14 protein-coding genes and 1 rRNA gene are annotated in these 14,948 nt (G+C 66.4%); 12 read left to right on the top strand and 3 right to left on the bottom strand.

Annotated elements, in window-relative coordinates:
• The 5 genes from rrf to ehuA form a co-directional block, all read left to right on the top strand.
• A 5S ribosomal RNA gene (gene rrf, locus HGB39_RS40540) occupies positions 1-75 on the top strand; the annotation flags it as partial.
• Positions 76-301: 226 nt separating this feature from the next.
• On the top strand, positions 302-1,186 hold the full coding sequence (gene ehuB / locus HGB39_RS29595) for an ectoine/hydroxyectoine ABC transporter substrate-binding protein EhuB (RefSeq protein ID WP_037206073.1): 885 nt from the start codon (positions 302-304) through the stop codon (positions 1,184-1,186).
• Positions 1,187-1,208: 22 nt separating this feature from the next.
• Complete coding sequence (ehuC, locus tag HGB39_RS29590; RefSeq protein WP_005569255.1) at positions 1,209-1,940, top strand: ectoine/hydroxyectoine ABC transporter permease subunit EhuC; 732 nt, start codon at positions 1,209-1,211, stop codon at positions 1,938-1,940.
• Positions 1,937-2,581: an ectoine/hydroxyectoine ABC transporter permease subunit EhuD gene (gene ehuD / locus HGB39_RS29585; protein WP_005262076.1), complete on the top strand. Its 645-nt coding sequence runs from the start codon at positions 1,937-1,939 to the stop codon at positions 2,579-2,581. The genes ehuC and ehuD overlap by 4 nt, the downstream gene beginning before the upstream one ends.
• Before the next feature lie 19 nt (positions 2,582-2,600).
• Complete coding sequence (gene ehuA / locus HGB39_RS29580) at positions 2,601-3,362, top strand: ectoine/hydroxyectoine ABC transporter ATP-binding protein EhuA (RefSeq protein ID WP_005569254.1); 762 nt, start codon at positions 2,601-2,603, stop codon at positions 3,360-3,362.
• Between the two features lie 7 nt (positions 3,363-3,369).
• Here the strand turns inward: ehuA and HGB39_RS29575 are convergent, their stop codons facing one another.
• Positions 3,370-4,374, bottom strand: a complete 1,005-nt coding sequence (locus tag HGB39_RS29575; RefSeq protein WP_005569253.1) for a bile acid:sodium symporter family protein — start codon at positions 4,372-4,374, stop codon at positions 3,370-3,372.
• 83 nt (positions 4,375-4,457) lie between these two features.
• Here HGB39_RS29575 and HGB39_RS29570 point away from each other — a divergent pair, with 83 nt between their 5' ends.
• Positions 4,458-5,318 (top strand): LysR family transcriptional regulator, encoded by an 861-nt coding sequence (locus tag HGB39_RS29570; RefSeq protein WP_005569252.1) that lies wholly within the window; start codon positions 4,458-4,460, stop codon positions 5,316-5,318.
• A 39-nt stretch (positions 5,319-5,357) separates the two neighbouring features.
• On the opposite strand, the gene HGB39_RS29565 is transcribed toward HGB39_RS29570, so the two are convergent.
• Positions 5,358-6,929 carry a hypothetical protein gene (locus HGB39_RS29565; protein ID WP_005569250.1) on the bottom strand — a complete coding sequence of 524 codons (1,572 nt, stop codon included), beginning with the start codon at positions 6,927-6,929 and terminating at the stop codon, positions 5,358-5,360.
• A gap of 315 nt (positions 6,930-7,244) precedes the next feature.
• Here HGB39_RS29565 and HGB39_RS29560 point away from each other — a divergent pair, with 315 nt between their 5' ends.
• A complete protein-coding gene (locus HGB39_RS29560; protein WP_064079917.1) occupies positions 7,245-8,627 on the top strand; it encodes an MFS transporter in 1,383 nt (460 codons plus the stop codon).
• Between the two features lie 3 nt (positions 8,628-8,630).
• Here HGB39_RS29560 and HGB39_RS29555 read toward each other — a convergent pair whose 3' ends face one another.
• Positions 8,631-10,322 (bottom strand): PucR family transcriptional regulator, encoded by a 1,692-nt coding sequence (locus tag HGB39_RS29555; protein WP_005573675.1) that lies wholly within the window; start codon positions 10,320-10,322, stop codon positions 8,631-8,633.
• Positions 10,323-10,502: 180 nt separating this feature from the next.
• Here HGB39_RS29555 and HGB39_RS29550 point away from each other — a divergent pair, with 180 nt between their 5' ends.
• From HGB39_RS29550 to HGB39_RS29530, 5 genes are all read left to right on the top strand, one after another.
• Complete coding sequence (locus tag HGB39_RS29550; protein ID WP_005262083.1) at positions 10,503-10,949, top strand: GlcG/HbpS family heme-binding protein; 447 nt, start codon at positions 10,503-10,505, stop codon at positions 10,947-10,949.
• Positions 10,950-11,101: 152 nt separating this feature from the next.
• Positions 11,102-11,821, top strand: a complete 720-nt coding sequence (locus tag HGB39_RS29545) for an iron-containing redox enzyme family protein (RefSeq protein WP_005245024.1) — start codon at positions 11,102-11,104, stop codon at positions 11,819-11,821.
• 68 nt (positions 11,822-11,889) lie between these two features.
• Positions 11,890-12,246: a Rieske (2Fe-2S) protein gene (locus HGB39_RS29540; protein WP_005245022.1), complete on the top strand. Its 357-nt coding sequence runs from the start codon at positions 11,890-11,892 to the stop codon at positions 12,244-12,246.
• A 16-nt stretch (positions 12,247-12,262) separates the two neighbouring features.
• Positions 12,263-13,501 (top strand): NAD(P)/FAD-dependent oxidoreductase, encoded by a 1,239-nt coding sequence (locus HGB39_RS29535; RefSeq protein ID WP_005570949.1) that lies wholly within the window; start codon positions 12,263-12,265, stop codon positions 13,499-13,501.
• Positions 13,498-14,940, top strand: coding sequence for an aldehyde dehydrogenase family protein (locus HGB39_RS29530; protein WP_005570951.1), 1,443 nt, complete (start codon positions 13,498-13,500; stop codon positions 14,938-14,940). The genes HGB39_RS29535 and HGB39_RS29530 overlap by 4 nt, the downstream gene beginning before the upstream one ends.
• Positions 14,941-14,948: the final 8 nt, after the last annotated feature.

Here is a 14,948-nt window from a genome sequence, read left to right as displayed (position 1 = left end):
AACCCGGAAGCTAAGCCCTCCAGCGCCGATGGTACTGCACCCGACAGGGTGTGGGAGAGTAGGACACCGCCGAACATCCGTTACCGAAAGCCCCCCAACCATGTTGGGGGGCTTTCGGCATTCCCGGAGACATTCGCCGACCGCCATTTGATAACGCTGCGGTAACGTCCCCCCGGTTCCCCTATGGTAGGTCCTTCGCCTGCGTAACGTGGCCCGGGCAGATCCGTTGGGGTCGTGCCGTGCGGTGCGCGTCCTCCCGGATCACCCGAGGTGACGAAGGGAATCTGTGGTGACGAGCACGATGTCGAAACAACGTCCGGCGGTCAGAGCGGCTGTCGCCTTCGCAGGCATGATGGTGGCTGCCGGCTCCCTGGCGGGGTGCACGAAGACCGACACGACCAGCGGCGGATCGCTCCTCCAGCAACTGCAGGACAGCGGAACGGTCACCGTCGGCTTCGCCGGCGAGGCGCCGTACAGCTTCGAGCAGGACGGCCAGCTGACCGGCGCCACCGTGGCCCTGCACCGCGAAATCTTCAAGAACCTGGGCATCGACAACGTCGAGGGCGTGAGCACCGACTTCGGAGCGCTCATACCCGGACTGCAGGCCCGCCGGTTCGACGTCGTCAGCGCGGGTATGTCGATCCTGCCGCAGCGGTGCGAGCAGGCGGCGTTCAGCGAGCCCGAGTTCAACTACACCACCGCGCTGATGGTGCCCAAGGGCAATCCCGCGAACCTCACCGACATGCAGTCGGTGCAGCAGAGCGGGGTGCGGATGGCCGCGATGACCGGGGCGATCGAATCGGACTATGCGCAGCAGCTCGGAATCGATGCAATGCAGGTGGCGTCGCCGCAGGATGGAATGGACGCCGTCGCCAACGGGCGAGCCGATGTCTTTGCGCTCACCGGGATCTCGCTGAACTGGCTGGCGAAAAACAACCCGCAGGCCCCGGTCGACGTGACCAGCTCCTTCGTCGCCGAGATCGACGGGGTCCCCCAGGTCGGTGCCGGCGGCACGGTCTTCCGTAAGGAGGACACCGAGTTGCGCGACGCCTACAACGCCGAGCTGGCCAAGATCACCTCCGACAAGGACAAGTACCTGTCCATCGTCGGACCGTTCGGATTCACCGCGGAGGAACTGCCCGATCCGAACCTGACCACCGCCAAACTCTGCGGCGGGGCAGGCTGATCGTCGTAGAGGTCTGCTGCCTGTGAACGAGAATATCGATGCCTTCCTGGATGCGTGGCCGAGCATCCAGGAAGGCATCGTCGTCACGCTCCAACTGACTGCGGGAGGCGCCCTCCTCGCGTTCGTCCTCGCGCTCGCGCTCGGACTGGCTGCGCGTGCGCACAACATCGTGATCAGGGGATCGGCTCGCGCCTTCATCGAATTCTTCCGGGGCACTTCGTTGTTGGTGCAGCTCTTCTGGTTGTTCTACGTGGTTCCGCTGTTCGGTTATCTCATCGACCCGGTGCTTTGCGGGATCCTCGCGCTCGGGCTGAATTACGGCGCCTACGGAGCCGAGGTGGTGCGCGGCGCGATCAACTCGGTGCCGCAATCGCAATGGGAGGCGGCGACGGCGCTGGACTTCAGTCACTGGCAGCGGCTGCGCCGGGTGGTCTTCCCACAGGCCTGGGCGGAGATGATTCCTCCGTTGACCAATCTCCTGATCCAACTCCTCAAGGGCACGGCGCTCGCGAGCTATATCCTTCTGCAGGACTTGACCTTCGAGATCGACCAACTCCGTCAGACGACCGGAAATACGCTCTTCGCGTTCGGCGTCGGACTCGTCATCTACTTCGTCATCGGCTACGTGCTGACACTGGTGATGAACGCGCTGGAGGTGCGGGCGAAGAATCGCCTCGGCACGGGACCGTCCCTACGGGAGATCTTCAGCCTCGCGCCCACCGATCCACGGGGACTGGAGGCCGCGAAGCAATGAGCGTCCAGTGGAGTTGGGACCGAGCGTTCGAGGCTCTGCCCGTGCTGCTCGAGGGTTTCAAGATCACCCTCATCGCCACCGTTCTCGGATTCCTGATCTCTGTCGTTCTCGGTCTCGTCATCGCATTGATCCGGCAGGCCGCGCCGCGATGGGTGAGTGTCCCGGTCCGCGCGATCAGTGAATTCATCCGGCTGACGCCGCTCGTCGTGCAACTGCTGTTCGTGTACTACACGTTCACGGGACTGTCGCCGCTGCAGATCGGTGTCGTCGTACTCGGAATCCACTATTCGACGTATATGGCCGAGGTGTACCGGGCGGGTATCGAAGCGGTGCCCGTCGGCCAGTGGGAGGCCGCGCGGGCGCTGTCCATCGCGCCCACTCGGACGTGGCGGGCGATCATCCTGCCGCAGGCCATCCGTCGCGTCGTCCCCGCGCTGGGCAACTACGCGGTGTCGATGTTCAAGGACACCCCGTTCCTGTTCGCCATCACCGTGGTGGAGATGGTGACGGCCGCGCAGCAGTTCGGCGCCCGGCATTTCCAGTACCTCGAACCGTTGACCCTGGCGGGTGTGATCTTTCTCGTCGCCAGCTACCCGACGTCCCTGCTCATACGGCGATTGGAGAGACGTCTTGCCCGATGACGCGAGCGCAGCAACCCCGATGATCCGATTCGACGACGTCGTGAAGCAGTTCGGCGACCACGTCGTGCTCGACCACCTGGATTTCCAGGTCGCGCGCGGCGACCGGGTGACCCTGATCGGTCCGAGCGGATCGGGGAAGACGACGATCCTGCGGCTGCTCATGACCCTCGAGAAGGTGAACGACGGCGTCATCTGGGTGGACGGGACACCGTTGACGCACGAGGAGAAGGGAAGCAAACTCGTGCCGGCGTCGGAGAAGTACGTGCGCCGGATCCGACGCCGGATCGGCATGGTCTTCCAGCAGTTCAACCTGTTCCCCAACATGAACGTGATCGAGAACATCACCGAAGCACCGATCCACGTTCTCGGACTCGACAAGGCCGTGGCCGTGCAGCGGGCTCGCGAGTTGCTGGAGACGGTCGGGCTCTCGGACAAGGAGACCGCGCATCCGACGCAACTGTCCGGTGGCCAGCAGCAGCGGGTCGCGATCGCGAGGGCACTGGCCATGGACCCCGACATTCTGCTGCTCGACGAGGTCACGTCGGCACTGGATCCGGAATTGGTGGCGGACGTCCTCGACGTGCTGAGGAACGTCGCGCGCACCACCGACATCACCATGCTGATCGTCACGCACGAGATGCAGTTCGCGCGGGACGTGTCGAACCGGGTGATGATGTTCGACGCCGGACGGATCGTGGAGGAAGGCGACCCGGCGACGATCTTCACCGCGCCCAAGAACGAGCGCACCAAGACCTTCCTGAAGGCCGTGCTGGCCGACTGATTCCCGGCTAGCTCGAACTGGTCGCGAGTTCCGTCTCCTCGGCTGCGGCGCGTCGGGCCAGCCGGCCCGCCATCCACGCGCACACCAGCAACTGCAGTTGGTGGAACAGCATGAGCGGCAGCACGATCAGGCCGATCGGCTGGCTCGCGAAGAGGACGGTGGCCATCGGAAGACCGGTGGCGAGGCTCTTCTTCGACCCGCAGAACGTGATCGTGATCTGATCGGCCCGGTCGAAACCGAGTCGCTTCGACCCGAACCAGGTGACGGACAGGACGATCGCGAGCAGCACCGCGCACACCGCGAGCAGAGCCAGGAGTCGGCCGACGGACAACGTGCCCCAGATTCCCTCGTTCATTCCCTCACTGAATGCGACGTAGACGACCAGCAGGATCGAACCCCGGTCGACGAGCTTGAGCGGTGCGCCGTGCTTCTTCACCCAGGGGCCGATCCACCGCCGCACTGCCTGGCCGGCGATGAACGGGAGCAGGAGCATGACGAGGATGCCGGTCGCGGAGGACGCGTCGAAGCCTGCCCCCTCACTCGTCATCAGCAATGCCACGAGGAGCGGGGTGACGAAGATGCCGAGGATGTTGGAGAACGAGGCGCTGACGATGGCGCCGGGCACGTTGCCTCGGGCGATCGACACGAAGGCGATCGACGACTGGACGGTTGACGGCAGCAGGCAGACGTAGAGGAGGCCCAGGTACAGCGGTTGGGTCAGGATCGTCGGGACCAGCACGCGCGCAGCGATTCCGAGTAGCGGGAAGATCACGAACGTCGCCGCGAGGATGGTGACGTGCAGACGCCAGTGACGCAGGCCGTGCAGCGCCTCCTGCGTGGAGAGTCGGGCGCCGTAGAGGAAGAACAGAATTCCGACGGCCACCTTCGTGGCCCAGGTGAACGCGGTCAGGGCCGTGCCGTCCGCGGGGATCAGGCTGGCGATCCCGACGGTGATCAGGATGCCGAGAATGAACGGATCGAGTCTTCTGAGCAGCGGGATCTTCGTCAGCATGGTTCGACCGTATGGAACACGCGGATATTTCGAAAGGCGATAGTCGCGTTTACTGTAATGCCGAACCGTGATAACAATGGGTGATGTTCGATCCGGTTCATCTGCGGAGCTTTCTCGCGGTCGCGCGCACCCGGAGTTTCACCGCCGCGGCCCGGCGACTGAACCTGCGGCAGTCGACGGTCAGCCAGCACGTCGGAAAGCTGGAGCTGGCAGCCGGGCGCCGCCTGTTTCTGCGGGACACGCATTCGGTCGAGCTGACCGCGGACGGCACGGTGATGGTGGGTTTCGCGACGTCGATACTCGAGCGGCACTCGGACGCCGAGCGCTACTTCACGCAATCCGGTCTGCGAGGACGCGTCCGGTTCGGGGCGTCCGAAGATCTGGTTCTGCACGAGCTTCCTCGGATTCTGGGCGAGTTCCGTCGCAGCCATCCGCTGGTGGATCTCGAACTCACGGTGGCCTTGAGCGAAGTGTTGTTCCGGCAACTGCACGAAGGCCGGCTGGACCTGGTCTTCGGGAAGCGTCGCAGAGGAGACCGGCACGGCGAACTGGTGTGGACCGACCGGCTGGCGTTCTTCGCGGCACCCGACTTCGTTCCGGATGCAGCGGGGCCGGTGCCGCTGGTGACGTATCCGCCGCCGTCGATCACGAGGGAAGCGGCGCTCGACGTCCTGGAGAAATCCGGGCGCGGCGCGCGGGTGGCCTGTGTGACGGACAGTTTGAACGGGTTGCGGGCTGCCTGTCTTGCGGGTCTCGGCGTCGTGTTCCATGCCGAGACGCTGCCGCCGGCGGGGCTGGCGCCGGTGCGGATGCGCTCGCGCGACGAATGGGGGCCCGACGTCGACGTCGAATTCGTGCTGGAGGCCCGCCGGAGTGTTCTCAGCGAACCGGAGCAGGCGCTGCGTGCCGCCATCCTCGAGAATGCGGATCGACTGCGCGCGTGACCTCGGCGGGGTAACCGCCCCACCGAGGCCGTCGAGCCGTCAGAAGATGAGCACGGACAGTGCGGTGGACAGCACCAGGCCGGACACCACGGGCACGAAACACTTCCGGGCGAGTTCGAGGACGGGCACACGGGCGAAGCCGGCCACCGCGATCAACGACGACCAGGCGACGAGCGTTCCGCCGCCGGACCAGATGTTCCCCATCTGACCGATCGCCGCCAGGGTTGCGGGGTCCATCCCGACAGCGGGCCCGAGCGCGCCCGCGAGCGAACCGGTGAGCGGCAGCCCGGTGAATCCGGAGCCCTCGAGGCCCGCGATCATTCCGATGGCGAGAATGCCGAACGACGTGACGAACACGTTCTGCGGCAGGTGGGACTGCGCGGCGTTCACCAGGTCGAAGAGCAGCGTCGGACCGGTCGCGTCCGCGGGAAGTCCCAGAATGGCGGCGGAGAAGTCACCGTTGCCGATGAAGAAGAATCCGGCGATCGGGATCACGATGCCCATGGCCTTGAACGCGAAGACCAGGCCGTCGATCAGATGCTCGGACGTCGTCTCGAGGAATCCCTTCTTGTCGTTGGTCGCGGCCGCGGCGAACAGGATGAGCGCGGCGATGCCGCCGACCATCGCCGCCGCGTCGCCGCCCTTGAGGTCGGGCACCAGATCGGTGAACTTGCCGACCATGAGGTAGACGATGAATGCCAGGTACGCGGTGGGCACGAGTACTGCGAAAGTCTTTGCGGCACGGATGCTCTTGAACGTGTCGTCGATGACCTGCCGGGCGGAAGCCGTGACGGGTTCGGCGAGGACGGCCGTCGTCGTCGGGAGAGCGGCACTCGTCGCCGCTTCGGCCGGTGCGCGATCGATCGCGCCGCCGGTGGGGGTCGCACCGCCCTCGGGGGCGTCGCCGCCTGGCTTGCCGAAGTCGCTCTCCGCGCGTGACTCCCAGTCGGTGAGCAGTTCCGGTGCGGGGCGGCGCATGTGCCTGCGCTGCGTGAAGTAGGCGATGAGGAGCGCGGTGAGACCGACGATCAGGGACATCACCAGGGCGCGGTCCGCGACGACGTCCGGATCGACTCCCGCCGACTTCGCCGACAGACCCGGCGCCACCTTGATGATGTAGTCGGACGACAGCGCCATGCCCTGCCCGCAGATCGCGATCGCCATGCCGACCGCCATCGGGGGAAGGCCGGCGCGGATGGCGACGGGGATGAGGACGGCTCCGATCAACGGAACCGCGGGGGTGGGCCAGAAGAACAGCGAGATCGTGTAGGTGACGACGGCCAGGACGATGAAGCTGCTGGTGCCGCCGCGCATGACGCGCCGGAACGGGGCGACCATCAACCGGTCGGCTCCCATCTGCCGGAGGGCGCCGAGCATCGCCGTCACCAACGAGATGATCAGGAAGATGTTGAACAGCTCGCGGGCGGCGACGAGGCTCGCGTTGAAAATCGACGCGAGACCGGTGACGAGGCTGTCGGAGAACACGAAGGCGGTCAGGAACGTGCCGATGACGGCGGGGACGACGATGTTCTTCCGCATGAGCATCGTCCCGAGGATGACGATGATTCCTCCGAGATACACCCAATGTGCGGCGGTGAGACTTACATCCACGGTGCGCCCCTTCGAAATAGGTACAGACTAGTGGCACTAGTCACAGTGCAGTGATACTGCGCGGGGCGTTTTCCAGGGTCAACGTCCAGAGTGCACATCGATAACCAGCGTATTTGTGCATTGTGCCCGGCATTTTTCGCCGGGATTGCTTGTTGTCACGCGCAAGTAAAGGAATGCTCGGCAGAGGCCATTTCACGGAATCCCGTGTTCATAATTAGGTTTGCCTAACCAAATTTGGGTGGGCGGAGTGCGGCAAGGGTTTCCGGCGAGAACTGGCAACGCCGGAACGCGAATTCTCGGATGAAAGTGGACTCTATGAACACGGCGGTCGGTCAGGCTCAGAGTGCAACCGCGGGGGACGAACGCGGACCCGGCACGTCGCCCGCGCTGGCGGCGCTGCTCGCCGGAACGTTCGTCGGCACGGTCAGCAACAACATCGTCAACGTCCCGTTGAACGCGATCCTCACGGACTTCGATGCCGGCCTCGGCAGCGGCATCTTCGTCGTCGTCGGATTCCTCCTCACCTTCGCGGCGACAATGCCGCTGGCCGGGTGGATCGGGGACCGGTTCGGTCGCCGACGCGTGTACTGCGCCGCACTGCTGGGTACCGCGGTCTGTTCGCTCGGCGCGGCGCTCGCGCCCTCCCTGCCCGTGCTCGTGATCTGGCGGTCGCTCGGCGGGATCGCCGCGGCCGCGTTCGCGCCTGCGGTCATGGGCCTGATCGCGTGGCTGTTCGGGCCCGCGCGGCGGGCGCGCGCCGTCGGCTCCTGGGCGGCGGTGAACGGGATCGGTCAGGCCGTCGGTCCGTCGATGGGCGGAATTGTCAGCGACTGGTGGGGCTGGCGGTGGGCGTTCGTGCCACTGGTGCCGCTCGCGCTGATCGGGTTCGCCGCAACCCTCCGCTACATCCCGCGCTACCCCGGCAAGAAGATGCGGCTCGACGTGATCGGGGCGTTCACAGTCACGCTCGGAGCGGTCCTGCTGATCCTCGGCCTCACGACCGTCTCGATGGAGCAGGTTCCCGTCTGGGTCGGCATCGCGACGATCGGCGGCGGAGCCGTCGTCACGGCGGGGTTCGTGGTCCATTGCCGGCGGGCGGCGAACCCGTTCGTGCCCATCGATCTGGTGATCGAATCGCGGTTCCTGCGTAGCGCTCTCGCCGCCTTCACCCAGATGTTCGCGCTGGGCGCGCTGTTGCTTGCGCTTCCGCTCTACCTGACGGGCTCGGGCAGTTCCACCACACAGGCGGGGCTGATGCTCTTCGTGCTGCCGGTCGTCATGACGTGCGTGGCGCCGGTCGTCGGGCGTCTCGTCGACAGGATCGGGGCCCGGGTGGTGATGCGGTCCGGCCTGGTGGTGTTGATCAGTAGTCAAGTCGCACTGGCGATCACGTTGTCCGCCGATGTCCGGAACCCGATCGCCGTCGGCGCCGTGCTCGTCGTCGCCGGAGTGGGGATCGGCATGGTCCAGACGCCCGCCGCGGCCGGTTCGACCCGATCGCCCGCGGGGGCCGTCGGAACCGGTCTGGGACTGTTCAACCTCATCCGCTTCGGTGGCTCGGCGGTGGGCGCCGCCTGGGTGGGCGTGGCCGCGCACCTGGCGGCCGATCCGTACGGACTGCTGTTCGCCGTGGCGGCACTCGTCGTGCTCGCCGGACTGGCCGGGACGTTCGCAGGCGAGAACCCGGGGGCCGTCTGAGGGCTAGCGGGTCACGATCTCGTGGTTGACGGTGTCCTGCACCTGGGAGAGCAGATCGAGACGGAGAGCCAGCCACAGCGTGAACTGGTTCTCGGGTTCCCGGATGTCCATGCCGATGAGCCGTGACGTGCGATCGAGCTTGGCGATCATCGTGTTCCGGTGGATCCGGAGACGCCGCGCGGCCGCGTTGATGTTGCCGCCCTCCTCGAGGTAGGCGAACAGCAACTCCTCGGTGTCGGCCTGCGAACTCGACGCCCGGAGGGGGCCGAGAACGTCACGGATGAGCCGTCGGCTCTCGTCGGTGTCGGTCGCGCGGGCGAGCACACTGAACCCGCGCAGGTCGTTGTACGCCACCGAACCGGACAGCCCGAGCCGCTGGGCGATGCCCAGAGTGATGCGGGCTTCGCGGTAGCTTTCCCCGATATCGCGGGCGCCCGCCGCGGGACGTCCGTGGGCCACCGGGATCCGCTGACCCAAACGGGTTTCGAGATCGAGCGACATGGCGTGCGCGTACTCGCTGATCTCGGATTCGACGCCGGGTGTGTCGACGGAAGTCAACGAGCGGATCACCACGAGCACGTCGCCGATGACGGTGACGTGGGAACGTACGCCCGGACGTGGGAGGACGCCGGCGGCGTACCGTGCCAGCCGGACCATGCTCGCGCCGGGCCGTCCCGACGCCCGGTCGACGAGGCCGGGCGCGACGAACACGATGTAGTGCAGGTCCAGATCGATCTCGTGCAGCGCGGCCCGGGTGCGCAGGTCGTGGTCGTTGGCGAAGTTGCCGTGCACCAGAGCCTGGACGAAGTCGCCGCGGGCCCGCTCCTCGGCCTCGTCCACGCTCCGCTGCCGGAGCATCTCGGTGCCGATGATCGTCCCGGCCTGTTCGACGACCACCCGGTGCTGTGCGATGTCGTGCCTGCGGGGGTTCGCCCCGGGCACGACGACCACGATCCAGCCCTCGTAGCGGCCGGCCAGCTGCATGGCCCCGGCGACTGCCGTCGTGGGCGTGAACAGTCCGTCCGGATGCTCCAGGCGGAGCACGTGAACGTTGTGCATTCGTGCCGGTGGTGATTCCTCGAGCCGCGGCAGGGCGTCCGCGAGAGCCTCCAGCAGGGCGACGGTGCCCGTGTCCTCGGTGTCCGGGAGGCCCGCGTGGGCGAGGAGCCGCCCCCGGACGTCCAGGGCGACGGCGACGTCCGAGGTCAGCGTCGCCACCTCGCGGATCAGCATCGGCAGGCCCGCTCCGCGGTGCAGCAACCCTGCGAGCGACTGGTGCACGGTGAGGGCATAGCGCATCACGTGCGCTTCCTGGGTGAGTGCGCGCTCGGCGAGAAGCCGGTTGAGTGCGGTGAAACCGACGGGAAATCCCAGCTCCACGACCGTGAGTCCGGTCGGCCAGACCGTGCCCGCGGGCGCCGACCCGTCGACGAGAAGGACCCCGGCTCCCCGTGCCACCAGCGATTCGAGTTCACGTCCGTGCGCGGACAGGGTTTCCGGCCGGGTGTACACAGCGACCTCGGCGAGGGAATCGGGCCGGCTCATCACCTCACCCCACGGCAGGCACCACGTCACCGGGCCGCTCGGGGCGTCCGTGCCGGACAGCAGCCGGGCCGACGCGAGCAGGGGCTCTTCCAGGAGGCCGCGTAACGACAGTCGTTCGTCCTCCGCGTTCGGTGTCGTGGTGTCGTCCACTACGGACCCTCCTCGGGTGGCATCGAAAAGTGCAGTATGGCGGAGCGCGCGCCTGCACTGCCTATGCACTATGCCCTGATTTCGCCGAGATTGCCGGATATTTTGACCATGGTTCCGCCGGTGATGCCGGTGATAGAAATCGGTGCATCACTTCCTCCCGAATACGCAACGGAGAAGACAATGCATCAGGTTCACCGAATCACCCTCGACGACGCACTCCCACTGCTCGCCGCGGGACGCGCGAAGGCCGAGGAAATCGGCGTCAAGCAGACCCTGTGCGTCTGCGACGACGGCGGCAACGTGCTCGCCCTGCACCGACTGCCGGGAGCGCGCCTCACCGGCGTGGACATCGCGATCGCCAAAGCGTTCACCGCTGCCGGCCACGAACGGGCAACGCACCTGTTCAACGAGGCTCCCGACGGTCCGGCATTGCCCGGGAACGAGGCATTCGGCATCAGCCAGATGCTGCCGGGCAAGTTCGCGGTGTTCGTCGGTGGATTTCCCCTCGTCTTCGACGGCCAGATCGTCGGCGGCATAGGCATCAGCGGCGGAAACGGCAAGCAGGACAAGGCAGTCGGAGCGGCGATGCTGGCCGAGTTCGAAGCCCTCGCCGCAGTACCCAGCTGAATACCCACGATGCGCCGACAACGTGCACATCGAAACCCTTCCAACGCAGTCACTTCGACCGTGGTCGGGCAGGCCGCGAGTCGATAACGTCGAATTCACTCCAGTCGGAGCATCCCCAACCATTCTCATACTCGAGGAAGACGAGGCACATCATGACCGAACTTCTAGGCAGGGACGATTTCCGCGCAGCTCTGGAGAACGCCATCAAGGGCCGCGAGGCGAAGAACGCCTCGTTCAGCAAGGCGTGGGCCGAGGGCAAGCTCGAGAAGCACCATTTCGCGCGGTGGGCGGAGAACCACTACCACTACGTCGGCCCCTTCGCCGACTACCTCGCCAACATCTACTCGAACACCCCCGACACCTTCACCAATGCAAAGGATTTCACCCTCCAGAACATGTACGAGGAGGAACTGGCCGACATCCGGCACACCGACCTCCTCATCAAGTTCGCCGAGGCGTGCGGCACCACGAAGGAACGTGTCGAGGATCCGTCGAACATGAACGCGATCACCCGTGGTCTGCAGTCCTGGTGCTACGCGGTCTCGCAGCGTGAGCACTTCGTCGTGGCCACCGCCGCGCTCGTCGTCGGACTCGAGTCGCAGGTACCGAGCATCTACAAGAAGCAGATCATCCCTCTGCGTGAGGTGTATGGGTTCACCGAGGACGAGATCGAATTCTTCGACCTGCACATCACGTCGGACGTCGTGCACGGTGAGCGTGGATACCAGATCGTGCTCGACCACGCGGATACCCCGCAACTGCAGCAGCGTTGCCTGCAACTCGTGCAGTGGGGAGCCGAGATGCGCTTCTCGTACACGAAGGGACTCTACGACACGTACGTGGCGACCGACCTCGAGCTCGCGACCGCCTGACCGTGCGAAGGGAGGGGCCCACATCGGGCCCCTCCGGACGCAGGCAACTCGCCCGACAGGAGAGAACGATGGAGACGAACTGGACCCGGCTGGTCACCGTGCGTGAGCTCGGCCGTCGCCGGAAGCTTCGCGTCGAGGTCGGGGACACCGCGGTCGCCCTGTTCCAGGCCGACGACCGGATCTACGCCTTTCGTGATCTGTGCATCCATCAGGATCGGTCACTGGCGAAAGGCACCCTGCTGCACGGGCGGGTCATCTGCCCGGGCCACCAGTGGGCGTTCGACCTCGACACCGGCTACGAGGAAGACCAGGACCTGTGCCAGCCGACCTACGCGGTGAAGGTCGAGGACGACGTCGTCTACGTGGATCTCACCCGCAGCCCCGATTACGCCGAGACCGCGACTTCGCCCGCCGAAGTCGACTGAGAGAGCGAGTGACCCCATGACGTTGAACACCATCGTCACCATCGGCGCCGGTCAGACCGCTGCCGTCGCGGCGCGCACCCTGCGGCGCCGAGGGTTCGACGGCAGGATCCTCCTCGTCGGCGACGAGCCGCACGCGCCGTATCAGCGCCCACCACTGTCCAAGGAATTCCTTGCCGGGCAGGAGGATCGCGAGTCGTTGATGCTGCTTCCCGACGCGTGGCGAGAGAAACAGAACGTCGAACTCCTCACCGGCACGACGGTGACCCGGATCGACCCGAGCGGCGGATCGGTCGACCTGTCCGACGGGCGGAGCATCGCGGCCGATGCCGTGCTCGTCGCGACCGGCGGCAGACCGCGCACGATGCCGGTGAACGGGCCTGCGTCCGAACGGGTGCACTACCTGAGGACGATCGACGACGCCGAACGGCTCGCCGCCCACCTTCGTCCCCGCATCGGCCTGGTCCTGATCGGCGGAGGCTTCGTCGGACTCGAAATTGCCGCCACTGCACAGGCTCTGGGAGCCGAGGTGACCGTTCTCGAGGCGGACGCGGTGCCACTCGCTCGAATCCTCGGAGCCGAGATGGGCGACGTCTGCACGCGATTGCAGCGGGAGAACGGAGTCACCGTCCGCGCCGGCGTGCGGGTCGACACCGTGACGACCCGGCCGGACGGCGTGCTCATCGCCCTCCAGGGCGGCGAGGTGCTTCAGGCCGACGTCGTGGTGGTGGGCATCGGTATCGTCCCCAACGTCGAGGTCGCGCAGGCCTCCGGACTGGCCGTCGACGGCGGGATCCTCGTGGATGCACAGGGGCGGACATCGATTCCACACGTCTACGCCGCCGGCGACGTGGCAGCGCGATTCTCCGACGCGGCAGGCAGGCACGTTCGCGTCGAACACTTCGACAACGCGAGCAAGCAGGGGGCGGCGACCGCGAACCTCATGCTCGGACGCGTCGGGGTGGTGGACCCCGCGCACTGGTTCTGGTCCGACCAGTTCGGCAAGAACATCCAGTTCACCGGCACCGCCCGCTACACCGACCTGGTCTTCCGCGGCAGCGCCGACGACGGCGAGTTCACCGCCTTCTATCTGGACAGCGGGGTCGTGCGCGGCGCCTTCGCACTCGACCGCGGCGACGAGATCAGCGCCGCCAGAGAACTGATCGGCCGGTCGATCGCGCCGGGCCGGTTGGCGGATCAGGACGTCGACCTGTTCGACCTGATGGACGACGACGAGGAATTGGTGACGGTGTCATGATCGAGGGACTCAATCTCATTGACGGGCAGTGGGTCCCGTCGTCTTCCGGAGCGACGTTCGAGCGGCGCAATCCCGCGGATCACGACGACGTGATCGGCGTGTTCCCGGATTCGACCGAGGCGGACGTGGATGCCGCCGTCAGCGCGCTGGCCAAGGTGGCGCCGCAGTGGGCCGCGACGCCCCCGGAACGCCGCGCGGCGATCCTGGAGGCCGCGGCCGCACACCTCGAGGCGCGGGCAGGCGAACTCGTCGACGAACTCGTCCGCGAGGAGGGCAAGACCCTGGCCGAGGCGACCATGGAAGTCGGCCGCACACCGATGAACCTGCGCTTCTACGCCGGTGAAGCGCTCCGCACCACCGGCAGTACATACCCCACCCCGGGTGAGGGACTCGTCATCACCCTGCGCGAACCCGTCGGAATCGTCGGGGCGATCACCCCCTGGAACTTCCCGCTCAACATTCCGTCGCGCAAACTCGGACCGGCGCTGGCCGCAGGAAACGTCGTGGTGTTCAAACCGTCCGAACTCACGCCGCTGATGGGACAGCGACTGGTCGAGGCGCTGCTGGCCGGGGGACTTCCGGCCGGTGCCCTCGCCCTGGTCCAGGGTTCCGGTCGTGCCGGTGCCGCGGTCGCGGCGGACGAACGCGTCGATGCCGTGACGTTCACGGGATCCACTCACGTGGGCCGTGCGATCCATGCGGCAGTGGGTCCGTCTCGCCGCAGTCAGCTCGAGATGGGCGGCAAGAACCCTGTGGTGGTCCTGGGCGACGCCGACGTGGACAAGGCGGCCGCACTGATCGTCAAGGGCGCCTTCGGCTTGTCCGGGCAGGCGTGCACGGGCACCAGCCGGGTGATCGCGGTGGACGCGATCCACGACCGGTTGCTGGACCGCGTGGTGGAACTCGCCGAAGGGATCACCGTCGGCCCGGGCGCAGACCCGGGTGTGGGCATGGGGGCTCTCGCGAGCGCGGGACAGCTCTCGAAGTTCCTCGAGTACGTGCAGATCGGCCGCGACGAAGGCGCCGAACTGATCTGTGGCGGAGTAAGTCTCGACAGTGGGAACGGTTATTTCGCCGTCCCGACCGTGTTCGCCGGTGGCAGCCCCGACATGCGGGTGGTCACGGAAGAAGTGTTCGGGCCACTGCTGGTCTTCCTGCGGGCCTCCGGCTTCGACGAGGCGGTCGCACTCGCGAACGACACCGAATTCGGGCTCAGCGCGGGAATCGTCACCAACGACGTGACCAAGGCACTCGCGTTCGCGGGCCGTTCCGAATCGGGTCTGGTGAAGATCAATCAGCCCACCACCGGCATGAGCATGAACGCGCCGTTCGGTGGTTACAAGGCGTCGAGCACGCAAACCCACAAGGAACAGGCGGGCGAGTCGATGATGCAGTTCTATCAAGCCGAAAAGACCGTCTACCTCAGCCCTTCGGTCTGAGACCTACC

This window comes from Rhodococcus opacus, assembly GCF_012396235.1.
Lineage (GTDB): Bacteria > Actinomycetota > Actinomycetes > Mycobacteriales > Mycobacteriaceae > Rhodococcus_F > Rhodococcus_F opacus.
The sequence above is the reverse complement of the archived record's forward strand: the minus strand, read 5'-3'. Positions and strand labels throughout refer to the sequence as shown.